This window comes from Frankia umida, from assembly GCF_023242945.1.
GTDB classification, from domain to species: domain Bacteria; phylum Actinomycetota; class Actinomycetes; order Frankiales; family Frankiaceae; genus Frankia; species Frankia umida.
This window is the reverse complement of sequence record NZ_JALKFT010000013.1, coordinates 71,426-89,239: the sequence shown is the minus strand read 5'-3', so window position 1 is coordinate 89,239 and position 17,814 is coordinate 71,426. Positions and strand designations below refer to the sequence as shown.

Annotated in this window: 11 protein-coding genes and 1 pseudogene; 4 read left to right on the top strand and 8 right to left on the bottom strand. The window is 68.4% G+C overall.

Translation table 11 applies throughout. The features are described 5' to 3' along the window. Position 1: 1 nt before the first annotated feature. From MXD59_RS14560 to MXD59_RS14545, 4 genes are all read right to left on the bottom strand, one after another. Positions 2–1,561 (bottom strand): tyrosine-type recombinase/integrase, encoded by a 1,560-nt coding sequence (locus MXD59_RS14560; RefSeq protein WP_248825283.1) that lies wholly within the window; start codon positions 1,559–1,561, stop codon positions 2–4. A 227-nt stretch (positions 1,562–1,788) separates the two neighbouring features. Continuing rightward, complete coding sequence (locus MXD59_RS14555) at positions 1,789–2,010, bottom strand: MerR family transcriptional regulator (protein WP_248825282.1); 222 nt, start codon at positions 2,008–2,010, stop codon at positions 1,789–1,791. A gap of 254 nt (positions 2,011–2,264) precedes the next feature. Further along, complete coding sequence (locus MXD59_RS14550; RefSeq protein WP_248825281.1) at positions 2,265–3,161, bottom strand: TRM11 family SAM-dependent methyltransferase; 897 nt, start codon at positions 3,159–3,161, stop codon at positions 2,265–2,267. Beyond that, positions 3,158–3,781 carry a hypothetical protein gene (locus MXD59_RS14545; protein WP_248812285.1) on the bottom strand — a complete coding sequence of 208 codons (624 nt, stop codon included), beginning with the start codon at positions 3,779–3,781 and terminating at the stop codon, positions 3,158–3,160. Before MXD59_RS14545 ends, MXD59_RS14550 begins: the two co-directional genes overlap by 4 nt. A gap of 418 nt (positions 3,782–4,199) precedes the next feature. Here MXD59_RS14545 and MXD59_RS14540 point away from each other — a divergent pair, with 418 nt between their 5' ends. Together MXD59_RS14540 and MXD59_RS14535 are read left to right on the top strand one after the other, a co-directional pair. Further along, positions 4,200–4,946, top strand: coding sequence for a hypothetical protein (locus tag MXD59_RS14540; protein WP_248825280.1), 747 nt, complete (start codon positions 4,200–4,202; stop codon positions 4,944–4,946). Next, positions 4,943–5,659, top strand: coding sequence for a pilin (locus tag MXD59_RS14535; RefSeq protein ID WP_248825279.1), 717 nt, complete (start codon positions 4,943–4,945; stop codon positions 5,657–5,659). Before MXD59_RS14540 ends, MXD59_RS14535 begins: the two co-directional genes overlap by 4 nt. Positions 5,660–5,680: 21 nt before the next feature. On the opposite strand, the pseudogene MXD59_RS27355 reads toward MXD59_RS14535, so the two are convergent. Continuing rightward, positions 5,681–6,442, bottom strand: a pseudogene (locus tag MXD59_RS27355) (ISAs1 family transposase); the annotation flags it as partial. A 299-nt stretch (positions 6,443–6,741) separates the two neighbouring features. On the opposite strand from MXD59_RS27355, the gene MXD59_RS14530 reads away from it, so the two are divergent. Then, the gene (locus MXD59_RS14530; protein ID WP_372512080.1) at positions 6,742–8,406 is read left to right on the top strand and encodes an ISAzo13 family transposase; all 1,665 of its coding nucleotides are present in this window, start codon (positions 6,742–6,744) and stop codon (positions 8,404–8,406) included. 39 nt (positions 8,407–8,445) lie between these two features. Here the strand turns inward: MXD59_RS14530 and MXD59_RS14525 are convergent, their stop codons facing one another. From MXD59_RS14525 to MXD59_RS14515, 3 genes are all read right to left on the bottom strand, one after another. Then, entirely contained in the window at positions 8,446–10,350 is a 1,905-nt protein-coding gene (locus MXD59_RS14525) for a UvrD-helicase domain-containing protein (protein ID WP_248825278.1), read from the bottom strand. Then, a complete protein-coding gene (locus tag MXD59_RS14520; protein WP_248825277.1) occupies positions 10,347–12,233 on the bottom strand; it encodes an ATP-dependent nuclease in 1,887 nt (628 codons plus the stop codon). Before MXD59_RS14520 ends, MXD59_RS14525 begins: the two co-directional genes overlap by 4 nt. Before the next feature lie 647 nt (positions 12,234–12,880). Next, positions 12,881–15,448: a DEAD/DEAH box helicase family protein gene (locus tag MXD59_RS14515; RefSeq protein ID WP_248825276.1), complete on the bottom strand. Its 2,568-nt coding sequence runs from the start codon at positions 15,446–15,448 to the stop codon at positions 12,881–12,883. A 654-nt stretch (positions 15,449–16,102) separates the two neighbouring features. Between MXD59_RS14515 and fxsT the strand changes: the two genes are divergently transcribed. Beyond that, the coding region (fxsT, locus tag MXD59_RS14510; RefSeq protein WP_248825275.1) for an FxSxx-COOH system tetratricopeptide repeat protein at positions 16,103–17,814 on the top strand (1,712 nt) is incomplete at its 3' end.

Here is a 17,814-nt window from a genome sequence, read left to right as displayed (position 1 = left end):
GCTACCTACCCGGTTCGGGGCTGTTGATCGTTGTGGCCCCCATGTGGCCCCACGGGTGTCGCATCGTGCGCCGCGGTACCGCGTTCACGATCTTCTCCGCTGCCGCCTGACCGGTCGGCCGCAGCAGGTGCGCGTACAGCCGGCCGGTGATCGCGGGCGAGGAGTGGCCCAGGCGCTTGGAGACGAGGGTGATGTCGATGCCCTCGGCGAGCTGGATGCTCGCGTTGCTGTGCCGCAGGCCGTGCAGCCGCTGCCGGGACAGTAGGTTCTCGCCGAGTTCGTCACCAGACTCGAGGTCGAACGGCAATGGCTCGGCGAGGTGCAGGACCGCACCGGCACCGCGGCGCCGGGTGCAGCCGATCACGGTCACCGCGCCGATCGGCTCGCGGTCACGGTAGAGCGTCCAGGTTCCTTCCGGTGCGCGGTATCGCTTGCCGACCGTGAGGGCTGTTGTTCCGCGGGAGGCGGGCCGGACGAGGTGGCTGCACAGCCCTACGCGTTTGGCGATGACCTGCATGTGCGCCGAGACGTAGGCCGGGGACAGATGCCTGCCGTCAAGCTGGGTGAAGATCAACCCGGTGAGGTGGACGGGTTCGCCGCGCTGGTTCGGCAGGGTGCCGTTGTCCCAGGCCGGTCCGACCGCTTCCTTCTCGGCGTCCTGCTCGAGTACATGTGCCAGAAGCGAATCCAGGGTCATCGGGTCGAGGTCGATCTTGCGACGGCCGGATTTCGTTTTGGGTGACCACACACCCATCTGGCCGTGCGATTCGGTGATCTGTTGGGTGATGGTCAGCACGGACCGTTGCCCGTCAAGGCCTTGTCGGGTCGCTCCGCAGGCCTCGCCGCGGCGCAGGCCATGTAGGGCGATCAGCTCGTACATGGCGGAGAGCCGGTCCCCAGATGCCTCGTCCAAGAAGCGGCCGACTTCCTCGGCTTCCCATGGTTCCACTTCCACGGCGTCCTGTTCGGGTAGTTCCACGCCGAGGGCCGGATTCCAGTCGATCTTCCGCTGGGTAACGGCATCGTTGAGCGCGACCCGCAGCGTCGCGAAGATCTCATGGATCGTTTTCGGAGCAAGTGGTCGGGGTTTCCGGGTCGAGCCTTTGCCTGCGGTGACCAGGGCGGATCCTTCAGCCTCAAGGCGGTTGATCATGGTGTCGATTTGGCTTTTTTCGAGGCCCTTGAGGGGAAGGTTCCCGAGCATGGGGCGTAGGTAAAGGCGGATGTTGGACTCGTAGCCGTTGCGGGTTGTCGGGCGCAGCCGTCTTTTTCCCGCAAGCCAGGTGTCCAGGTATTCTCCGACCGTCAGCTGACCAACATTTTTCCTGCCGGCTCGGATTCTGACGACACCCTTCTCTGCATCCTCCCTCGCTTCTTCTTCGCTGTCATATCCGGACTCTCGAATTTCCTGCTGCCCGACTAGTGCACGCAAGTCTGTGGGAACTTTAATCCGATACGACCACTTACCGTGATTTCTTCCTTTTAGCTTGGGGCAACGTTTACCGAGCTGTTTGCCGTCCGGGCCGCGGCAGCCACACCGCTTTGCCGTTTGGATCTGCACGCCAGGAAGCCCTTCTTTCGACGGTGGGTCGTTTCTCGCACCACCAGAAAAGGCTCGTAGCCAGATATTCCAAGCACCGGCCGAGGATTGACCGTTCTCCCCCACTGCCCCTCGAGCGGAATCTCGCGAGATCAGACAGAAGAACGCGGCATTTACCGGTGGCTTGAAAAGTTATTATCGAGCGCCACGAATACCCATAACAATTCACGCTCCGCGTGAATTGTGCGTCAAGCGCCTTCGATGGAAATCTCGTCGAGGTGTAGATGCCGACGGATAAGAGCAGTGGGAACCTTATAGCGATTGCCGACCCGGAGGGTGTTCACGGGAAAGTCACCGGTCTTCGCGAGGCGATAGCTTTGGGTCCGGCCGATCCCGAGGATTTCTCCGGCGGTGACGATGTCGATGACGGCAGGCAGGCGGAGGATGTCCGCCTCGGTCCACTTCTTCAACAGAGACCTCGCACAGGAGGGAAGGAGGTGGGAGGAGAAGGCACACCGCACGGGCGGGGCCAGGGCGGCTCCCGTGACGCCTGCGGCTCGCAGGCGAGCGAGTGGGCTGCCAGAGGGCGCCGGCCCGTGTGGGAGGCCCCTGCCGTCGGACCGGGCTCCGGCCCGACGGCAGGGGTGTCAGGGCTTTCACCATGGGACTGTCAGGCGTTTCGCCATCGAACTGTCAGTCCTGACCGGCCCGCGGGTCGCCGCTGTCAGCTGGGATGTTGTGGCAGGTCAGAGGCCCTGTCAGGGGGGTGCTGTGGGGTGCGCAGCAGGAGGATGTCCTCGTGGGCGATGAGATGGAGGGGGTGGCCGGCGGCGCGGGCGGTGCGGATGTTGTGCAGGGCGAAGAACGTCGCCCGGGGGGTGAGCGCGCCGTCGGGGCGCAGGGCGGCGAGCAGGGCGGCGGCGCGGGCGTGTAGGTGCAGGCCGGTGTCCGCCGCGAGGTCGACGAGGGCGCCGGGAAGGTCCACCAGGACCCCGGCGTGCCGGTAGGGACGTACCGCCAGGGCGAGCAACCCACCAGGGCGCAGCAGGGTGTGGGCAGCAGTGAACAGTGCGGACATGCCGTCGAGGAGGCCCTCAAGATCGGTGTTCGCCAGGTTTTCGGGGCTGGCGGAGTAGCGGTAATCGGTTTTATGGACGCCGCGCCCGGGGGCGGCGGTGATGATGCCGTGGGTGGCCTGCCCGTAGGGCGGCGAGGTGAGCAGCAGGGAAATCCGCCCGTGATACCGGTCGGGAATGACCGCGCCGAGCCGGCGGGCGTCCCCACGGAACACCTGCCCGGTGCGCGGTGCGCCCTGGCCACGAGCGAGACGCAAATTGGCGCGGGCCAGCGAAACCCAGCGTGCTTCGAGGTCGACGCCGAGGCTTCCCCGGCCGAGATGCGTGGCTTCGACGAGGCTGGTGCCGATGCCGCACATCGGGTCGAGAATCAGGTCGCCGGGCTGGCTGTAGGTGGTGATGAGCTGGCGGGCGAGAGCGGGCAGCATCCGGGCGGGGTGTTGCATCGAGGCGGGGGTGTACCGGCCGGCGCGTTGGAGGCGGGGGTGCTGCTGGCCGGCGGGAAGAAGGCTGTAGGACGGTGCGGGCCGGGCGGGGGGGGTCAACGGCTGCTCCGGGACTGCGGGCGCAGGAGCACGGCGATGTCGCTGTGGATGCGCAGGGGCGGAATCGGCTGCGGCACGGTCGGGTCGTCGGCCGGATCCCAGTCGGTGGGGGGTGTGAGCAGCCCGTCGGGCAGGGGAAGACGCACGACAATCAGGTGCTGGAGGTAGTCGAGTCCGCTGCTGTGGGCGGCGGCGACCGTGTCGGCGAGTGGATCGCAGCCCTCGGGGGAAACAGGGGGCAGGGCGGTGAGGAGAATCCCGCCGGGGCGCAGGAATCCGGCGAGATGGGTATAGATGGCGGCGCTGTTGATTCTGCTGCCGCCATGGTGGAGATCGAAGATGAGTACCGCCCCCGGCTGAGAAGGGTTCAATGCGGCTGCGGGGGTGTGGGCCGGGTCGGTGAGGGTGCGGTGGCGGCGGCCGGCGGTGATGCACTCCTCGGCGATACCGGTGGGAATCCGGCTGGTGGTGGCGACCAGCTCGCCGGGCCGGCTGAAGGTGTCGAGGAGACGCCGGAGAACGTCGCCAGGAAAGGGTGCGGGGTTGCTGTGGTGGGTGGTCCACACGGTGAGCGGGACCGGTTCGCGGTCGGGGCCGGTGGTGTCCGGTGTCGACGGCACAGCCATGTCTCCTTCGGGAAAGCAGCGGAATCATCCTCAGACCGGTGCTCCGGTGAGAGGCAGTTCCGAGGGAACACCGAGTTTTTGATGATTTCCCTGACAGTCCTGGCGGATGCGCTGACACCCTGATTTCTTCGCATGCGGCGGGATGCATGCCACGCCTGACAGTTCACCGGCGGATCGCCTGACATACCGACGGTGCCGGCGAGGAAGAACACCCGGCTCTTCGCGGACCGTTCTCGGGCGGTCGGGTGGGAAAAGCGCTGGCCCGCACGCCTTTTCACCAGTCCTGGATGGTTTCTTTCGCGGGTAGGGCGACGGCCGCTGTCAGGGCTTTCGTCAATGCTGTCAGTGGTTTCGCCAACCGCTTGTGACTTTCTGGTCTCGCACGTTCGTGGACGTATAGCGAGGGAGACCAGTGAACGGATATCCGGCACGCGGAGAGTCGACGGCGTTGGATCTCGCCGGCGCCGCTTTCACGGAAGTAGCCGCACGCGGCCTGTGTGTGCTCGAGGGCCGGGAGGTCCATGAGGAGCTGCCGCAACGGCCGGTGGGAATCGTCGAGTTGCAGGGGCTGCTCGGTGCCAGCGGGCTCTCGGTGCGGGCGCGGGCGGCGGTGTGGCGGACGCTCGCGCGGCGCCAGGGCGAGGACGGCTGGCTGGTCGCCGCGGTCGGGATGGCGCTGCCGATGCTGCGCCACATCTCCGCCGCGCTGGCAGACGGCCACCCCGACCTGCGGGCGGATCTCGACAGTGAGGTGCTCACCGGGTTCCTGGAGGCGTTGCGGGCCAGCGGCTCGGGTGTCGGGGTGGAGCACCGGCTGGTGTGGGGTGCCTACCGCGCGGGCGTGGCCTTCGCGTACACGCAGTTCCCCCGCCTGCCGGTAGGGACCTGTGTGCCGGTGGCAGCCGCCTGGCCGACCCCGCCGTGGAGCGCGGGGCTGCGCCGGCTGCTCACCCGGGCGGTCGGCATCGGGGTTCTCAGCGAGCCGCAGGCACGGCTGATGCTGTCCGCCCGCCGGGGTGTGACCCCGGCGGTGCTGTCCGCGGCGACGGTGACGCCGGGCGAGGAGTGGGCGCTGCGCCTGGCGGTCGCCCACGACCAGCTGCTGCACGCGGTCCTCGCCGACGAGCTGGGTCCGCGCCGGCCGGGACCGGGCCGATGACCCGCCCGGTCTCCCCGCTGATGCTGGCCGTCACCCGCGGCCTCGAGCCGCTCCGCCGGGGCGCGACGCGGGTCGCCGGGGCGGTTCGGGACCGCTACGACGCCGCACCGGGGTGGCTGCGACGTCTGCTGCACGGGGCCGGCGGGTTGCTGCTGGCCGCGGTGGTGGTCGGTGGGCTGGTCGGCCTGTCGGCGTGGGGCCGCCGTCTCGGCGTGATCCACGTCGTGCCGGTGCGGGTGTGGGGGACGGCGGGGCTGGTGCAGCTCGCGGCCGGCGGCGCCCTCGCTCTCGTGGCCGTCACCCTCACCGGTGAGGACCGCGGCGATGGCCGGCTCGACCAGCGCGGCGGGCCGGCGCCCCGGGGGCTGCGCCTGGCCCTGGCTGTGGTCACGGTGCTCGCGGTAGCCGGGGCGGTACTGCTCGCCGCCGGTGTGGCGCACGCGGCCCCGGCGGCACCCCCACCGGCGCCGGTGCCGGCGGTGACCGACCTCAAACAGGTGATCACCAATATGCGGAACTGGCTGATGGGGTTGTTGGCCGGGGCCGCGACCCTGTTCGCGTCCATGGGCGGGCTGCGGTACATGGGCGCCAACGGTGATCCGGCGGAAGTCGAACGGGCGAAAGGGTCGTTCAAAGCTGCCGGCATCGGCTATGGCCTGGCGATCCTGGCACCGGTCCTGCTGGCCGCGTTGCAATCCGTGGTCGGCGGCTGATGCGGGCGCGAGCGCCGGGGACCCGGTGACAGTACGGGTCTCCTCCCGACCATGACCATGGTCACGTTCGGTGAACATGGTGGGGATCTCAGCCCAGGGCAGCCCGGCGAGCTGGCGGTACAGAATCGGCTGGTTGCGTTTCACCACCGCCACGTAACGCGCCCCTTTGACCGTGACCAGCCAGTCCAGGTTCGCCCGCACCGTCAGCAACGCATCGAAGGTCACGGTGGCACCGGCCAGGTCCAGCCCCCGCAGCAACGTCCGGAACACCCTGGTCTCGCTGCTCTTCCGATCGACCTCGACCTGACTGACGGTCAACCCGTCGCCGTGGGTCACCGCGGACAGCAGATGGACCTGGCTGCCGTCGGGCCGCCGCGCACCCCGGCTGGTCTTCCCGTCCACCGCGAACGCCCGACCCTCACCGCCCGTCACCATGACCGGGCCATCCGGTGCCGCCTGCCCGCCGTCCACCGTCAGGTCCCCGTCGAGCAACGCGGTAGCCAGCGCCCGCCGGCCGGTCGCGGTCATCACCCGACGCAGCGTCGATTCGTCGGGAACCCGATACCGGCCGGTGAACGGATCGAACGGCAACCGCAACCGGCCCAGCTCCACCGCACCGGCCCGCTTGGCCCACTGCCCGACCGCCCGCGCAGAGTCATGTCCGGCCGCGGTCAACCCGCACAGCCACACCGCCAACAACGGAGCAAGCGGATACGACCGGCCCCGCGGCGACCGCGGATCAGGAACCGACTCCAACCGCTGCCAGATTCCCGGCCGCGACACACCACCCGCTGCCACCACAGCAGCCGCGGCACGCGACAATACCCCTGCAGGCACACCACACCCCAGACCACGAAGACTTCGACATCTGCGTGATCTACACGTGGCGTGCCTGCTTTTCCATCAGCGACACGTGGCCCCGACGTGCCCCACCCCCGCCACCCCCCACCAGCCGCAAACCCCACCAGACCATCCCCACCACCCGCAAACACCGGCACACCACGCAACACAGCCATCACAGGACCCAACGCAAACTTGCCGGAGCCCTGGGAGCTGCCGGAAAATAACTCTGGTTTTTGACCATGCTCTGTGGGGGTAGGGTTCCGGGAGTGGAAGGGACCGAGGCGGTCCTGGCGGAGAAGTTCGCGGTGTTGCTGCCGCATCTGGACGAGCGTCGGCGGCGGCTGGTACTGGGAGCGGACGCCAGGGCGTTGGGACATGGCGGGATCCGTCTGGTGGCACGGGCCGCGGGAGTCTCGCAGGACACCGTCTCGCGTGGGGTCGCGGAGTTGGATAGTGGCCAACCGCCGTCCGGGCGGGTCCGGCGTGTCGGTGGCGGGCGCCGCCAAGCGCGGGAGAAGGACCCGCGTCTGGTGGGCGCGTTGCTGGCGCTGGTCGAGCCCGACGAGTGCGGGGACCCGGAGTCGCCGCTGCGGTGGACGGTGAAATCGACCCGCGCGCTGGCGGCCGAGCTGACCCGGCAGGGACACCCGGTGAGCGCGGACACGGTCGCGGTCCTGCTCAAGGCCGAGGGGTTCAGCCTGCAGGGCACATCGCGGACGACCGAGGGCTCCCGCCATCCCGACCGGGACAGCCAGTTCCGCTATATCAACGAACGGGTCAAGGAGTTCACCGCGGCCGGGCAGCCGGTCCTCAGTGTGGACACCAAGAAGAAAGAGGTCCTCGGGGACTACGCGGTCGCCGGCCGGGAATGGCACCGCACCGGGCAGCCGGTGCCGGTGCGAACCCATGACTTTCCCGCCAAGGACGCACCCAAAGCGGTGCCCTACGGGGTCTACGATCTGGCGGCCGACACCGGCTGGGTGGCGGTCGGCTGCGACGGCGACACCGCCGCGTTCGCGGTCGCGACCCTGCGCCGCTGGTGGGACGGGGAAGGCCGCCACCGCTACCCGACCGCGACCCGGCTACTGATCACCGCCGATGCCGGTGGCGCGAACGGCTACCGGGTCCGGGCCTGGAAAACCGGGCTGGCCGACCTCGCCCACACGATCGGCCTGGACATCACCGTGTGCCACTTCCCGCCGGGAACCTCGAAATGGAACAGCATCGAGCACCGGCTGTTTTCCCGGATCAGCATCAACTGGCGCGGACGGCCGCTGACCAGCCATGAGGTTGTGGTCAACACGATCGGGGCGACCACCACCCGCACTGGGCTGACCGTGCACGCCGAGTTCGACCCCGGCGCCTATCCCACCGGTGTCGTCGTGCCTGACGAGGTCATGGCGACCCTACCGTTGACCGCCCACGACTGGCACGGCACCTGGAACTACACCCTGCGGCCACAACCACCAGCGCCAGCCATCGGCCCTCGTTACACCGACCGCACCCAACCCGACGACCGCGCCCCCGACTGGCTGCGCCACCCCACCCTCACCGGCATGGAACGCCCCGCCTTCACCGCTTTGCTGGCCGACGTCGAGCGGTACGTGCTCGACCACCCACCGATCAGCCTGCATCACAAGCACGCCCGGTACCGCGTCCTGCGCCGCGGTCCGCTGTCACTGTCCGACCGGCTGCTGGTCACCGTGATCCACCACCGGTGGAAAACCCAGCACCAGGTACTCACCCGGCTGCTGGGCTCACCCCGCGGAGCCGTCAGCGACGCGATCCACGAGATGACCCCCGTCCTCGACGGCCTCGGCCGGCACATTCCACGCGCACCGATCACCGCATCGACCGCGAGAGCCCTCACCGATCTGATCGACAAGAGCAACATCAAACCCTGAAGTTATTTTCCGGCAGCTCCCTGGGGACGGATGCAGGGGTCAGTGCTCGGTGAGGTCCCGGACGTACCAGCCCGCGTCGATCATCATCTCCGCGTACCGCTTGCTGCGGCTACGGTGAGCGGCGAATACCAGCAGGTGGGTGGGGCGCGTCGCTCCGACGAAGACGAGCTGCACTGCGGCTTGTACGCTCTCGGGTTCCTGTTGGGGGTCGCTCCGCTCGGCGAGCACGCGGAGTGCCTGGGTCACGTCGAATTTCTTGCCGGTCTTCTCCAAGCAATCCAAGATCAGCGTCGCCGCGTGGGTCTCGCCCTTCGCGCTCTGAATGGTCCCGGGTACGGCACGCACTGCTGGCGCCGCGACGGAGCTCTTGGAGACGCCTCCCGCTTCTATGATTGCCTCGGTCGCCGGGGTGAAGTCCAGGCCAATGACCCTCAGCCGTCGGTCAGCGAGCAGTTTCATCTGGACGGTCAGTTGCTCGGTGAGCAGGCTCCAGTTCGCCTTCTCGAACGGGGCTGTATGGGCGAGGAGTTCGCGCAGCAGGATTCGTATTCTACCGCCGGGGGTCTCCGCGGACCTGTCCAGGCGGCCCAGCGACGGCAGCCTTTCGCCGGTCAGAGGTGTGAAGGATGCGCGTACGGCGTTCCACAGCTCATTGGCCCCCTCGTGGTTGTCCGTGTCGGACCTCCATTTGGTCCCCGCCGCACGGGCCGCGTCGATCAGGGTGTCGTGGGCCGTTGGACGGCCGGGCGGGGTATAGCCGGGCACGTAGCAGGAGATCGACTGCGGATTGTGCGGGGAGGATCCCGGGCGCTGCCGCGCGCCCAGCACTTGCGGTGGACGCCTGAGAAGGACGTCCTCGGGGACGATCGCGGCAGCCATGCGTTCGAAGGTCGGCACGACATTAGCCACTGTGTCCTCGTCGAAAAGCAGGATCGCGACTTGGCCGTCGGGACCGGCTCCGTGAATCTGCTGGGGGCGCCGAACCGTCAGATGGCTGGCCAGTGCCGCGATCTGCGGTCCGAAGCGGCGACTGACCGGCAGCTCTGCCGCGCCGGCCAGCGGAAACGTCGGGGCGGGCCCTCTCGCGGCGCCGGTGTCGCTGTAGATGCCCTGGTTGGTGTCGCCTACCCGCTGGACCACTGTGGGTGAGGAGGCGAAGACCAGGTCCAGCAGTTCGTGCTGGGTGACGCTGGTGTCCTGCGTCTCGTCGAGGAGAACGAACGGGAAGCGCGCGGATACGGCCGGGATGATGTCTGGGTGTTCGACGAGGTACTGCTGGGCGATGGCGTACATGTCCTGGTAGCGGAAGATGCCTTGCCCGGCCAGCGTCCGCTTGAGGTGGGACAGTTGCTTTGCACTGTCCGTCTTGGGGCCGAAGGGGGGTTCCTTGGTCGCGCCAGTGACCGCGAGTTCGCCGCCCCGGTAGGTAAACGTCGCCCCGCTGACGATGCTGCTGCCGTCGCGCTGGTGTTTCAGCGAGCTGCGCAGAATGGAGTACTCGGGGAGCCGCAGGAGCCGGATCGCTGCGGTCCCGAAGGCCGTGTCGTCGACGGCCCGGACCTCGACGCCCTTGGCTCGCACGGCCGGAAGCGCAAAGAAGGTGTGCACGAAGGACTGGATGGTGCCGATGAAGTGCGGGTAGCGCAGCAGGCTGCGCCCCGCAGCGAAGGAGACCACCCGATCGGTGATCTCGGTCTTGGCCGTGTTGGTGTGCGACAGCACGCAAACCCCGCAGGTCATGGAGGTCCATGCGTCGGCCATGAGGGCGAGCTTGAGTCCGATCAAGGTGGTCTTGCCCGATCCCGGAGCCGCCTGGAGGTCCTGTGTGGTCTCGCTCTGCAGGAAGTCCCACTGCTTGTCGTCGAGCGGGTCAAGTCCGAGGAGCTTGACCATGGCCTCCGCTTTGTGCGTCGCGAAGGCACCGGGCAGGTAGGTGCCGGTCATGAGGTCACCCTGCCGCACAGGTACTTGAAGGCATCGACCAGATAGGGCGGGATGTCGCCCTCCGACAGCTGGGTGGAGTCGAGAAGTTGCGCGGCAAACTGTGCGGTGATCGACTTGCTGGCGTTGTTGAGCCTGAGCGGCCTGTAGATCGTCAGGGCAGCCCGTTCAAGAGCGAGTTCCTGGCTTTCCCACTCGGCGACGTCCCTGTCGGCCCGTGCGATGACCTGCTCGATCTTGGCGGCGTCTGGCCAGGACTGTTTCGCTGCGGATGCAAGTCCGACCGCGCGGTGCATAAGCCTGGCCATGGTCCAGGAGGCGACGGCGAGATCGTACTCCAGCGTCCACCTGTTCGACACGAAGGTCTTCACCGGCCCGCCGTCATCGCGCGTCAGGCCCGCGACGTGCGAGGCGATCTCCTGCTCCGTCATCTCCTCCCAGCACTTCAGCTTGCCCCGCATCTCCTCTGGGGTGCCGCCGGGGACAAGATCCCGGTCGCGGATGCAGGCGACGGGAACAGGGATCTGCTCGCCGGAACGCTGGAAGACGCGGCTGTATCGGAACAGGCCGACGTGACCGACGTTGACCACACTGACGCCGTGCTTGTTGAAGGGCGTCCCCAGGGCGGCAGCGAGAGCGGGTAGGAAGATTGCCTCGGCGTCGCCCTCAACTATCGCCAGGCCCCGGGCAAAGAACATGTTCGCCTTGGTGACGTCCAGGAACCGGGTCAGAAACGCATAGTCCTCGTCGGTCAGGCGCGTGATACCGCGCCGCAGTGGGAAGGGACGGCCTTTGGTGACGATGGTGAGGCGCTCGACGGGCGTCGACGAGGCGAGGTTGGGGCTGTGGGTCGTGAGGATGACCTGGACCGGGGCCCTGTCATCGTCCTGCGACGCCTGAGCCTTGTCGTAGAGCAAGGTCATGATTCGGGTCTGGAGCTGGGGGTGGAGGTGCGCCTCGGGCTCCTCGATCAGCAGGAGGGGGGCCAGTTCGCTCTTGCCCAGCAGGAGAAGCTCTGCGGCCATGAACAGGGCGTTGTTGTAGCCGAGCCCGCGGCGTGTCCACTCGTTGGACTCGGCGAAGAGATTCAGTTCGAGCCGTTCCAGCGCGCGGGCCAGCGTCGCGTCGGTGGCGACGCCGATCTTGGCGCGCAGGATGTCATCGCCGATGGCGAACCGCCGCAGGTACGCCGAGTTGATGTCCTGGCTCACCTCGGAGACGGCATCGTTGCATCGGATGTCGTGCTCGGCGCGGTGCAGGATCCCCACCAGGGTGGACGGAGGGTCATCGCTCGTGGGGTCGAAGTCATCGAAGCCTTCGTTCTTCATCGCCGGGTAGCCGGCGAGGATCTGGGACAGCCGTGATCCGCGGCCCGAGCGCAGTTCCGCCTCCGCGTCGCGCAGGGGGCGCAGGTAGGTGGCGCGCAGGAGTTCGCGTGCGGCGCCATCCAGGGCGGGGCCGTTGCCGTCCGGTCCGGTCCGGGTGGTGACCGAGACCCGGTTCCGGACCGGGTCCATTCGCTGGGCCTTGAACGTCACGCAGAGCCAGGCTGCGCCGTCCTGGTCGTGGGTGAGTAGTTCCAGGAAGACTGCCTGTTCCTCGGTCGACAGGGCGGTGAACCCGCACACGATGGTGAAGGTCTCCGCCCGCCCGTTTTCCCCGAGATGGAAGTCGTCCTGGGAGACCCGGTAGTAGTCCGTCGCTGCAGTCTGCAGGCACAACCGGATCGCGTCGATGATCGCCGTCTTCCCGCTGTCGTTCTCGCCGACGAGCACGTTCGTCCCGGCAGTGAACGACAGACCCAGCGACGCATCTGTCTCGCCTTCATTCTGGGCCGCGGCTCCGAAGATCCGGAAGTTCTCGACCCGAAGATGTGCCAAGTACACAGATTCCCCCGTCGATGGAGCCGCGGCGCCCTCTTCCCCGGAAGGAGTCCCGAGCTGCCTGGCCCATATCGATATTGCCGGAATCATATGCATCCTGGTCTCGCCGCCCGGAGCCGGCGGTCCTGCAGAAAGGACAAGTGGCCCGCGCATCTCGTTGACTCGAACAGCCGTGCTCCTGCGGGGACCGCTAACCCGGGCGCTGGCGAACTTGCCGGCCGCGGTACGCGCGCCGCCGTTGCCGCGTGCGGACCCGGGGTTCTTCACCGGGGACCTCACCCAGGCCGCGGCGGGCGTCAACTTCGCGTCGCCACTCCGTGTAACCCCCCACCCTGGCGGGCCTACGCCGTGGTAGCGGGGGCGAGACTCGGACCTGCGACCCGGGGCCCCGTAGCGCCTTGATCGACATGGTCGTGCACAATGATCCCTTGACGCCAGGCTCATATTTGATCTTCAGGCCGGATTTCGCGATCTTCAAATCCGAAAAACCACAGGTCACGACGACTATGGCCGAACAGGAAGACAAAGATGGGTGTCCCGCTCACTCGATTGCAAGGTCACCCGTGTCGATCTTCTCAAGACCGCCGGCCGCCTCACCGGGACTGTCGGGAGACCGGTCGACCTGGTGGGCCGAGGAGTTGGTCCGCGGGTCAGGTGCGGGGGAAGGTCTCCTCGACGTCTTGGGCGGTAATCATCTTTCCTCTGCTGGGGGACAGGAGGGTAGCGAGCCAGCCGTCTGCAGGTAGCTGCTGTTCCAGCCGGGTTCGGGCGTCGCCGCGAGCGTCTGCGGTGTCGTCTGCGCACAGCTGGTCGTAGTGGCGTAGTCGTTGGGCGAGCAGGTCGTAGAGGCGGACGGCGGCACCATGGTTGATCAGTACGGCTTTGTCGTGGGCGGCGTCGGCGGCATCCGGCTGGGTGGAAGTTGCCGGGGTGAGTAGGCAGCCGTAGACGCGTGTACGGCCCGCGCGTCGGGTGTCGACCTCGATCTGGCCGAGAAGCTGGTTGACGTCCGCGCGGCTGAGGGGTTTGGGCTCGCCGTGAGGTGTGGTTTTGACTTCCCAGACGCGCCGTTCCGCACGGGTCGGGGTTGACCAGGTCCAGCGGCAGTCGGTGGCGCTCTGCTCCTGCTTCGGGGCACGTTCGCCGCTTGTACCTGCGAGTCGAGCGAGGGTCACCAGTCCTTCGCACTGCTGGTCGTGGGTGCCTGCCAGGTGGGCACGTCCCTGGGAAAGCACGCGATCGAGCCGGCCGCCGGCTTCGCGGCGCCATTCGTCCCAGACGAGGAAGAATCGGTCGGTGTCGTCGGCGGTCCGTGGGATGCCGTCAAGGTCGTCGATCGTGCGATGCAGCCGCAGGAGCCAGATGGTCCTCGGTCCGGAGACGGTGGCCTCCCGCAGGGCGGCGCGGGCGGCGACGAGGTCCTTGGGGCGTCCGCGGTCGTAGTGGGCGTGGGCCTCGATGTATCGCCAGAAGGCGGCGTGCTCGGTTTCGTCTGCGGCGGTGAGGTGAGCGGCGGCGGCCCGGGCATGCGTGGCCGCCGCCGTGTGATCCCCGAGCCAGAGGTCGGTGGAGGCTGTGACCTCATGGTCGGCGCTGGCGTCGTCGCTGATTCCTTTGGTGCTGCGGCCGGGGCGCGGTCTGCGTCGGTTCGCTGGCGTTGCGGCGGAGGGGCTTGTACCGGGCGTCCAGAACGCGTCACAGGCGCGCAGGGTGGCATCCCATCCCTCGCCATGTGTGATCAGTGCGGCGCGGATAGCAGCATGGATGCCGGTGGGGATGAACTCGCGGATAGCCGGGTCGGCGAGTATCTGCGCGAAACGGGGGTCAAGCCCCAGGTAGAGCGACCGGTCCGTGGCGTCGCGGTTCGCGCGCCCGAGGGCCTGGGTGATGCGCTGGCCGACCCGGTGGCGCATGTAACCGGCGTCGTTGAGGTAGGCGACAACGAACCGCTCGAACTCGCTGCTGGCTTGCGGAACGGAGGTGATGATGACGAGCCTGCAGACATCGCCGGCGAGGTCCAGCCCGTCGTAGCGGCCCGCGGTGACCAGGTGCCCTGCGGGCGCCTGGCTCCAGTTGTCCACCATCGCGTCGTCGCCGGGTCGCAGCCGGTATACCGTGTGTCCCTCGTCGGTGAGGGCGGTCTGCAGAAGGTCGGCCTCGCTGTGACTGGCACACAGCCAGGCCGCCCGCCCACCCGCAGCATCGACCTGGTCCAGCGCCCAGCCGAGCACAGCCGGTTCCAGGGGCTGGTCGTCACCGGGGTTGAGGAGAAGCATGCGATCCCCGGTCGTTCCGGATGGCAGCGGGTCGGCGGTGGTCAGCCGGGTGACCGGGCCGCTGCCGATACGGCGCTGCAGATCGTCCATCGAACCGAGCGTCGCGGACAGATAGATCCGCTGCTTGGCATGGCGGTACCCGGCGTTCAGTGTGGTGGGCGGATGGTAGGGGCGGATCTCGATACCGGACGGGCCGATCAGGACGCCGCACCGTCCCAGCTGATCCCGTACCTCGGGCCACACATATTTGATCTCGTCGTCGCTGGCGAACGGCGACTTTTCGACCGCGTCGCGGACCGGGTGCACAATTGCGGCCCAGTCGGTGAAGGACAGCAGCTCGGGAGGGACGTCGAATCGGGCGATGCCGTCAAGCATGCCCCGCAGGCCGCTGTAGGCGTCCGACTGCGCGAGCACCAGCTCGCAGATGGCGCGGTAGAGCTTCCGCGCCGCGCCGGGTCGGTTCGGGATGCGCACCGTCCGTAGACCGCTCAGCGGCTGCTCGGCAAGATGGGCGTCGTCGAACAGCAGAAGGTCCGCTGGCTGCGGGACGGGCTTGGCGTTGAAGTAGACCCAGTAGTTCATCACCGCCGCGGCCTGCGCCTGGTGGTAGTCGTCGAGGTCCGCGGCGTTGTAGCGCCCCCCGGCGAAACGCACCAGGTCCAGGCCCAGGGCTGCCGCTTCCTCCTCGACCCGTTCTGCCAGCTGGCGGGTACCGGTCAGATACGCCACCGACCAGCCACGCTCAAGGGCAAGATCGGCGATCAGGAGTGCGAGAAGGGTCTTCCCTTCCCCGGTGGGCATCTCGATAGCCACATCCGAGGCGTCCAGGTGGTGCTCGGCGTAGGCGGCGAGAACCTGCCGCTGACCAGGCCTAAGAGCCGTGAACCTGGCGGACCCAAACGCAGCGAGTCGCTGAGCGAAATCCGGCGCGTCCACCCGCATCACCCTTCCCCACCCCGACCGCGAATGCGGACTCTACGAGACTATGCGGTGACTCTACCGACCTGGGTTCTATGCACCTTCCTGAACAACGCGAACGCGGACGGACGCCGCCCGTGCCCGCCGAGAAGCCCTGCCAGCCGATCCTCTCGTGCATCCAGCGCTCGCCCGTCGCGACGGGAAATCAGCAGCCCGGACCGGGCGAGGACTCGAACCAGCGACGGTGAGCTGGTCCGCATGCGGTCACCCACTCCTGCGGAACCAGCGGTCTGCACTGGGTTTGAGACGGTGACGTCCTGGGTGCCCGCTCTCACGGCCGGACACGCGCGGACGCCGAGGTTGACGCCCCGCGGAAGGTTCTGATCATGCGGTTCCGCTGGCAACCGCTCTCGCCGAGGGCCCGCAGTGCCACGGGCGTGCGGTGCCCGGGGCGGGGCAGGTCAGCGGATCTCCGAGACCGGGGAACGGTCGGCGTGTCTCGGTCGAGAACCTCGGTGATCGACGTGCGGGTGTGGGCGTCCGGTCCGCCTGTCCTGGATCGGACGGGCGATGATCCGGATACGCCGGGTGGTGGGAGGATGTTCACGAGCGTGGCAGTTGGGCCGGTTCGGGTGGCTCGGGCGTCGGGGGTGCCGGGTGGGCCAGGATTTGTCGCCGGTGGAGATCGGTGTCTTCGCCGAGGTGTTTGCGAGTCCGGCCGCGGCGCGGACCGTTCTGGAAGCGGCGGGCCTGTCCCGGGCGGACCATCCGGCGTGGGAGACGGCACGGCTGTTCTGGTCGGAAGTGTCGCACTTGCTGAAGGCCGGGGCACTGACAGACGGGCGGGCGGCGCTGTTCGCGGCGGCGGGCGCGTTGTTCCCGGCCAACCCGGTGTTCACCGCCGCCGCGCCAGCCCGTCCAGGCGCGGGGCCGGGTGTGGTGCTGCCGGTGTGGCGGGTGCCGTGGCCGCGCAACCCGAACTTCGTCGGCCGGGGGGAGGAACTGGCGGGGCTGCAGGGCCGTCTGGCGGCGGGTGCGGTGTCGGTGTTGCCGCAGGCGTTGCAGGGTCTGGGTGGGGTCGGGAAGACGCAGCTGGCGGTGGAGTACGCCCACCGGTCTCGTGGCGACTACGACCTGGTGTGGTGGCTCAACGCCGAACAGCCCGCTGACCTGGTGGCAGGCCTTGCGGATCTCGCGGGGCGGCTGGGTGTGGCGGTGGCCGGCGCGGCGGCCGAGTCGGTGGAGCGGGTGGTTTCGGTGCTGGCGGCGGGTCGGGTGGTGCGGCGCTGGCTGCTGCTGGTCGATAACGCCGGCGTGCCGTCGGATCTGCAGGGGCTTCTCGCGGCGGCCGGGGTGGACGGGCATGTGCTGGTGACCTCCCGTGATCCGGGATGGGCGGGCCGGGCGCAGACGGTCGCGGTGGATGTGCTCTCCCGCGCCGACGCGGTGCGGTTGTTGCAGAGCCGCGCGCTGCGGCTGACCGGCGCGGAAGCGGACCGTGTCGCGGACCTGCTGGGGGATCTCCCGCTGGCGGTGGAACAGGCCGGGACATGGCTGGCCTCCACGCCCATGACCGCGCAGGACTACTGCACGCTGGTTGCCAAGCGGGCACGGGAGATCCTCGCGCAGGGAACACCCGCGGCGTATCCGGTGCCGGTCGCGGCGACCTGGACGGCCGCGGTCGACCGGCTCGACGACCCGGCGGCACGGTGGCTGCTGTGGCTGTGGGCATGCTGCGGCCCGGAGCCGATCCCCGCCGACCTGATCAGCGCACCGTCCGTGGAGCTGCTTCCCGCGCCGCTGGACGCGGCAGCCGGCGATCCGCTGCGGACGGGCCAGCTGGTGTCCTCGGTGGTATCGCTGGGCCTGGTACGGATCACTGCCGACGGCATAGTGATGCACCGCCTGGTACAGACCATCTTGCGCGACCACACACCGCCACCAGACCGGGACACCGCCCGCGACACGGTGCACCGGCTGCTCGCTGCGGCGGCCCCGGAAACATCCGAGCTGCCAGAATCCTGGCAGCGGTACGCGGCGCTCCGCCCCCACATCGTGGCGTCCGAAATGATGGACAGCGACCGCGAAGACTGCCGGGCGACTGTAATCCGGCTGATCAACTACTTGAACGACTCCGGCGATTATCCGACCGGCCTCGCCCTCACCCAGGAGATCCACTCTCGCTGGCATCACCGCCTCGGGGAGGACCATCCCGACACGCTGACTGCCGCCGAAAGCCTCGCCGGCGCAATGTGGTCGATGGGTGACTATCCGGCGGCCCGGGGCCTAGTGGAGGGGGTGCTGGCCCGCCGCAGGGAGATCCTCGGGGAGGACCATCCCGACACGCTACGCACCGCCGGGAACCTCGCCTCCACACTGCGGTCGATGGG